4 protein-coding genes and 1 pseudogene are annotated in these 6,597 nt (G+C 27.1%); 4 read left to right on the top strand and 1 reads right to left on the bottom strand.

Annotated features, from left to right (window positions below; translation table 11 throughout):
• The 4 genes from HMPREF9131_RS03665 (at position 1) to HMPREF9131_RS03680 (ending at position 3,969) form a co-directional block, all read left to right on the top strand.
• On the top strand, positions 1-1,044 hold the full coding sequence (locus HMPREF9131_RS03665) for a patatin-like phospholipase family protein (RefSeq protein ID WP_009345404.1): 1,044 nt from the start codon (positions 1-3) through the stop codon (positions 1,042-1,044).
• Positions 1,037-1,651, top strand: a complete 615-nt coding sequence (locus HMPREF9131_RS03670) for a CoA pyrophosphatase (RefSeq protein WP_009345409.1) — start codon at positions 1,037-1,039, stop codon at positions 1,649-1,651. The genes HMPREF9131_RS03665 and HMPREF9131_RS03670 overlap by 8 nt, the downstream gene beginning before the upstream one ends.
• 249 nt (positions 1,652-1,900) lie before the next feature.
• Entirely contained in the window at positions 1,901-2,905 is a 1,005-nt protein-coding gene (locus HMPREF9131_RS03675; RefSeq protein ID WP_009345399.1) for a 3D domain-containing protein, read from the top strand.
• Between the two features lie 164 nt (positions 2,906-3,069).
• On the top strand, positions 3,070-3,969 hold the full coding sequence (locus HMPREF9131_RS03680; RefSeq protein WP_009345398.1) for a membrane protein: 900 nt from the start codon (positions 3,070-3,072) through the stop codon (positions 3,967-3,969).
• A gap of 137 nt (positions 3,970-4,106) precedes the next feature.
• Here HMPREF9131_RS03680 and mprF read toward each other — a convergent pair.
• Positions 4,107-6,591: pseudogene (mprF, locus tag HMPREF9131_RS03685) on the bottom strand (bifunctional lysylphosphatidylglycerol flippase/synthetase MprF).
• Positions 6,592-6,597 lie beyond the last annotated feature (6 nt).

Below are 6,597 nucleotides of genomic sequence, written 5' to 3' on the forward strand. Positions count from 1 at the left end.
ATGGATAAGTACGGTCTTGTTTTAGAAGGTGGAGGGGCTAGAGGTGCCTACCACGTTGGAGCTTATCTTGCTCTTTGTGAATTGGGATTTAAATTCCAAGCAATAGTTGGTTCTTCAATTGGTGCAATAAATGCGGCAATGTTTGTGTCTGGAGATTCTTATGATTGTTTGAGAGCTTGGAGGTCTTTGGACCTTGAATATTTCAATAAAAATATAGAGATTTCAAACAAAAACTTTAAAAATTTAGATTTAATTGAAATTATAAAAAACAGATTAAATGAAATTACAAAAAAAATAACCGATATAGGAGTATCACCACAGCCCTTATTTGATCTTGTAGATAAACTTATTTGTGAAGATAAGATTAGAAATAGCCAAATAGATTTTGGACTTTGCACAGTAAATATTTCGGATTTTAAAAGTGAAGAACTTTTTTGTGAAGATATGCCTGAGGGGCAGATTAAAAATTATATAATAGCTTCTTGTTATCTACCTATATTTAAAATGAGACCAATTAACGGTAAGTATTATTTGGATGGTGGATTTCACTCACAAGCCCCAATAAACATGGTTTTAAAAAAGGGACTTACCCCAATAGTAATAAGGCTTAAAAATCTTCCAATTAATGATGATCTCTCACAAGCAAAATATATTATAAGCCCAAAACATTCTTTAGGTAAAATAATGGATTTTGACCCAGAAAAAAGTGATAATTTAATTAGATTGGGATATTTTGATACCTATAAAGAAATAAAAAATCTTAAGGGTTATGATTATTACATCAAAGAAATTCCTGAAGAAGATTCCTTGAAGTATATTTATATGATATTAAAAAATTCCCTCAAAGAGAATGAAAATTTATTGATGAGATATATAGTTGAAAATCTTATTCCCAAAATGGCTAAAGAATTTAATGTAAAAAATGATTACGATTATAGAGATATCTTATATCTTTTAATTGAGAGAGAGGCCAAGAAAAAGCATATTGATAGGCTAAAAATTTATAGTGTAGATGAACTTGTAGGTGAAATAATTAGTGGATAGAGAGCTTTTTACAATAAAAGAAAAATTTAGACATAAAAAGCCAAGAGCAATAGATGTTAGGAATGCATACTCAGTTTTGATTCCTCTAATAAAAAGAGATAATGAAGTTCATATTCTTTTTGAAAAAAGAGCCTTAAGCTTAAAAAATCAGCCTGGAGAAATTTCATTTCCAGGAGGTGGAATTGAAAGAGGAGAAAATTCCAGGGATGCTGCGATCAGAGAAACTTGTGAGGAATTATTAATTAATAAGAGAGATTTATCAATAATTGGTAAGGGAGATTTTTGGGTAAATCCTTATTCAGCCATTATTTATTCTTATGTGGGCATATTAAATATTGAATTTGATGCTATAAGCCCTTCAAAAGAAGAGGTAGAAAGTATTTTTACTATACCCTTGGATTTTTTTAAAATTAATAAACCCAATTCCTATAAAACAAAAATTAATCTAATTAGAGAAGATTCTTTTCCCTACGAACTTATTCCTAATGGTAGGAATTATAAGTGGAAAAGAGCTGAGGGAGAGATGGATTTTTATGTTTATAAAGACATAGTTATTTGGGGATTTACAGCAAAAATGTTGAGGAATTTCATAAAAAATGTATATTAATTGTAATAAAACTGTAATACAAGCATTAAAAGCTCCATTTTTAGGGAATGGAGCCTTTATTATTTATTTTTTTATTGTATTTTAGGTCGAAATAATCCCATGAAACCCAGTGTTTATCAAAGGTTACAAAATAGTTACAAAAATCTTGACAAATAAAAAGCCTTTCTTTATACTAATATATAGAAAAGTTACAAATTAGTAACAATTTTTAGTAACTATTTATAATTTTTCAATTTGGGAGGTAATTAATTGAATAAATACAAAAGAAGAAAAAGCTATTTTAAAATTTTAACTATAGCAATATTTCTCCTTTCTATTATTACAATGGGTTTCTCAACAGTCCTTGGTAAGGATGTTGTTATAAATATAAATGGAGAGGTAAAAGAAGTTTTTACTTATGCTAATGATGTAGAAACTTTATTAAATCAAGAAAAAATTGAACTTAAAGATGACGAAGAGGTTTATCCTTCACCTTCAGAAGAAATTACTGAAGGAATGGAAATTAATATCAGGAAAATAAAAACATATAAAATTAAAATTAATAACAGAACAATTGTAGTTAAAGCTAAGGGCGCAAGTGTTCAAGAAGTTTTAAACAATTTAGGAATTAAAGTTAACAAACTTGATATTGTAAAACCATCTCTTGATACAGCTACAGATACTATAGAAGATGAATTTCAAATAACTATATATAGGGTTAAAGAAGAAGTTACTAAGAATCAAACAGAAATTGATTTTCAAATTATATCAAAAGAGAATAAAGATTTAGAACAGGGAGAAAAAAACATCATTACACCTGGACAAAAAGGTCTACAAGAAGACACAATAAAAAGCCTTTACATTAATGACCAACTTCGTTCTCAAGAGCTTGTTTCAAGAAAAGTTATTAAAGAACCTGTAACACAAGTAGAAGAAATTGGAGTTAAAAACACTGTTAGCAAAAGTCCTACAGGAGATAATGTAATAGCTGTTTATACAATGAAGGCAACAGCTTATGACCCATCAGCAGGCTCAAGGACTGCTTCAGGAACTAGAGCAAGAGTAGGAGCAGTTGCAGTTGATCCATCAGTAATTGCTTTAGGTTCAAAACTTTATATTGAATCAACTGATTCATGGCCATCTTATGGTTATGCAGTAGCTGAAGATACAGGCGGAGCTATTAAGGGTAATAGGATTGATCTATTCTTTAATTCAAATGCAACGGCTAACAAATTCGGCAGAAGAACTGTTAAAGTTTATGTTTTAGGAAAATAAAATTGATATAAGAATTTTATCTTAATTTGATATTATTTTATGATATTTAATCGGCAAAGAGGTTTTATCTTTTATGCCGATTTTTTTTTAGAAAATTTTATCTTATTTATTGCAAGAGGTAATTTATCCCTTATAATATATTATAGAGAACTAAAGGTGATTGAATGAAACTTATAGATAATGAAATTATTAATAGATATATATATTATTTGTGTCGTTATATTCCTTATGATAAAAAGGAATTGGCTAAGGATGAAATTATGGATATTTTACAAAGGCGACTTCCTATAGCCTATACCGATAAAGACATTAAAGATGAGCTAAATAGACTGGGAAATCCTTATGAGATAGGTCTTAAATATAGTAATAAGGGTAATTTTTTATTAAATGGTAAGTCTTATGAGATATTTATTTCCATGATTTACATGCTTTTTTCTGCAGGTGCAGTTTCCCTAATTCTTTTTTTCTTCAACTATTTTGCAAGAATATCGAAGCTCGGTTTTTTTGAAATATTACAAACCATAATTCTTACGGCTTTTATGCTTGCTCTTATACCTTCATGGATATGTGAAAAAGTGAAGAGTACAAAAATTTTAAAAACTTTTATGAAAGCTTGGAGCATTGATGACCTATATGAATCATCTTCTATAAAACATTCTATATATGGCATTATATTTATTCTTATATATTCATCAATGTTTTTTCTTTTACAACTTTATACAAAAACAGGAAATATTGAAAAAAGTACCTATAATATTATTATTTTGCTCTTTTTTGTAAATGTTTTAAGGGATACGCTAAGAATTAGCGAGGACTCAACTGTATCTAATATTGTTTATGTGGCTTATATTTTTGACTTGCTTACTATATCTATTTTCGCTATTCTTTTAAAATTTGCTATACCAAATATTTTTCCTATCAGGGTTATTATTTTTATGAATGTTGTAGATATTTTATATATGACTGTAAATTTATTTAGAGATAAAAACATTATCAGTCTTAGAAAAAAGAGGAAACGTGAAAATAGAAATAGAAAATATAAAAAAATTGATGAGGATAAATAGTTTTAATCATCAATAAATTTATTATTCATTATTTTATATTATTAAATATTTATTAGTTTAATAAAAATTATTGCAAGCAAAAAGTCCCCTAAATATGGGGACTTTTAATATTTCTGATATGAATCAATTTGAAAAAATTATTTTCTATTTTTATCGTAATTTTCCTTGGCTTTTATATCTATAAGAAAAATTGTTATTACACTATATAATAACCAAGTATTTTTAGTATAACTTAAATAAACAGAAGACCACTCTGGGTTAAATTTTTCCTTATATGCCCTTAGACCATCAAAAGAATAAAATTTATAGCCAAATTTATAAACTAAATATGCGAGTTTTTCTTCGATAAAACTGTTGGAATTTATGCCGACGTTATAAAGGGGAGCCATGCCAAAGTCAAAATATTTTTTGCCTAAATCTTTAAAATATAAAATTAAATTTATAAATAAAAAATCCATGATTCCATTTTGCTCATTTTCCCTGTCATATCTCATTAAATCTATTGTTGCCCAAGTTTCTCCTGAGGTGGGCATTATATTTGAGAAAGCAAGGATTTTTTTCTCCATCTTTAACTAAGGCCATTGGACAAAGTTTTAAATAATCTTCGTTAAAAAATCCAAGAGAAAATCCTTTCTCGATTCTGCCATCAAGCCAAGAATCTGATATTTTTTTGAGTTCTTCCATAAAATCATCTTGGTAAGGAGGGCTTACAATTTCAAAGCTTAGACCTTTTTTTTCAAATTTTTTTATTACATTTCTTTGAGATTTACGCTTAGGGCCTTCCATTACGAAGTCTGAAAGTTTAACTTTTGCCTTTTCACCAAATTTTATAAAAGAGTAGCCAAAGTCATGAAGATATATGGTTTGATTTTCTTTTATTTCATAGAATACTGGATTATAACAAAGTTTATCTGCATCTGTTACAAAATTTTCTATAAGCTTTTTAAAATCTTCTTTCTTTCCAAAAGCATCTCCCATAACTAAAACCCTATCTCTGTAGGTACATATCGACATAGCACAAGTTTTTTCACCGTTTTCATTTTCATAATAATAAATATCTTTATCTCCTACAAGAGCTAGAGCAGATTCAGCATAACAATCATATTTATTTAAAATTTCAAGAACGGTTTGTCTATTTAATTTTTCTCCTAATTTTTCCTTATTTCCCTTTAAATAATCCATTAAAATTCTCGTTGCAAAATATACAATTCCTGTAATTATAATTATATTTACAAAAGATTTTTCAAAAGGAATTAAAATAAAGTATCTGGTCCTTTTAATTTTTATACCATAATTTATTACACTTAAAATTACTGTTAAAGTTCCAATAGCAAAATAAACTATTGAATCTAGTGTTATATTTTCCATAGAGTAAACAAATTGTTTACGAAAATGGATTTCTCTTGTGAAAGTAATAAGAATTAGACTTATTATTATTAAACTTATTTCTATAAAACTAAATCCTGATAAAATGCAGTAAAATAAAGCTATTAATAAATAAATAATTGTTGCCTTAACTGCACTTTTTACTCTTTTTCTGTTTGCTCTGCCAAGAAGAATAAAAGAAAAACCCAAGAGCAAACTTAAAAACTGATAAATTAAATTGGCATTTAGAAGGTTAAAGCCTTTAAATAGTCGAATTTTTGATAAATTATCAGGTACAGAAATAGAAATTACCATTAAAGCCCCAAGTATATAAAGTATTAGGCAAAGAAGATCAAGCCCAATAGACTTAACTATTTTTGATGGAATTTTATCATTTTTTAAATCAAAACTTTCTCCTAAATCTGAAATAAAAAATAAAATTCCTATTATGAAAGGCACAATGTAATAAAAAAGTCTATATAAAATTAACCAAGTAAAAACTTCATTGGTATTTATTCCTATAGAAGAAAGAATGGTAATTATTGCTAGGTCAAAAGATCCCAAACCACCTGGGATAAAAGAAATAAGACCTATTAAGTTTGCCACAACAAAAATAGCAGCCACAGGGAAAAACTTTATTTTTAAATCTAAAACATAAGCTATGCTTATGAAAAATAACATAGCACTTGTCCACTCTACAATAGAAGTTAGTGAAACATCTAGGCTATATTTTTTAGAAATATGAAATTCGTCTGTGTTTTTATATAAAGAAACAATTAAAATTAAAGGTCCATATAAAATCCCACCAATTAACCAATATTTATAATTTATAATAATCGTACTTTTATAAATTATAAGAGAAATTAAAGTGATTAAAGATAAAAAGGAAATGCCAGTTAAATCAAATAAAAAAGATTTCGCCAAAAATTTCAGAAGTTTTTTATCGTCATTTTCCTTTGCAAAATATCTAAATCTTAGACCCATATTTATTAGGCCTCCAAAACCTATTAAATTGTTAAAAGAATTTATTATAATACTTCTTTTTATTGTATATTTAATAGATTTTTCACAATTGGCAAATCTATTCAAGATTAAATCGTAATTTATCATAGGTATAAAGGCTAAGAAACCTAAAACCATCAAAAAAGTTAGTTTAAAAAATCCTATGCTTGTAAAAATATTTGAAAGTTCATCATAAGAAAATTCGCGTCTTAACTTTGAAAGTTCAAATATAACTAAAAAAACTACACCAATCAAAAATAT

The organism is Peptoniphilus sp. oral taxon 836 str. F0141 (assembly GCF_000179335.1).
Taxonomy (GTDB): Bacteria; Bacillota; Clostridia; order Tissierellales; family Peptoniphilaceae; genus Peptoniphilus_A; species Peptoniphilus_A lacrimalis.

Bases quoted from the DNA above. Each gene is read 5' to 3' on its own strand.
- HMPREF9131_RS03665 (WP_009345404.1), top strand. From the start codon at position 1: ATGGATAAGTACGGTCTTGTTTTAGAAGGTGGAGGGGCTAGAGGTGCC.
- HMPREF9131_RS03680 (WP_009345398.1), top strand. From the start codon at position 3,070: ATGAAACTTATAGATAATGAAATTATTAATAGATATATATATTATTTG.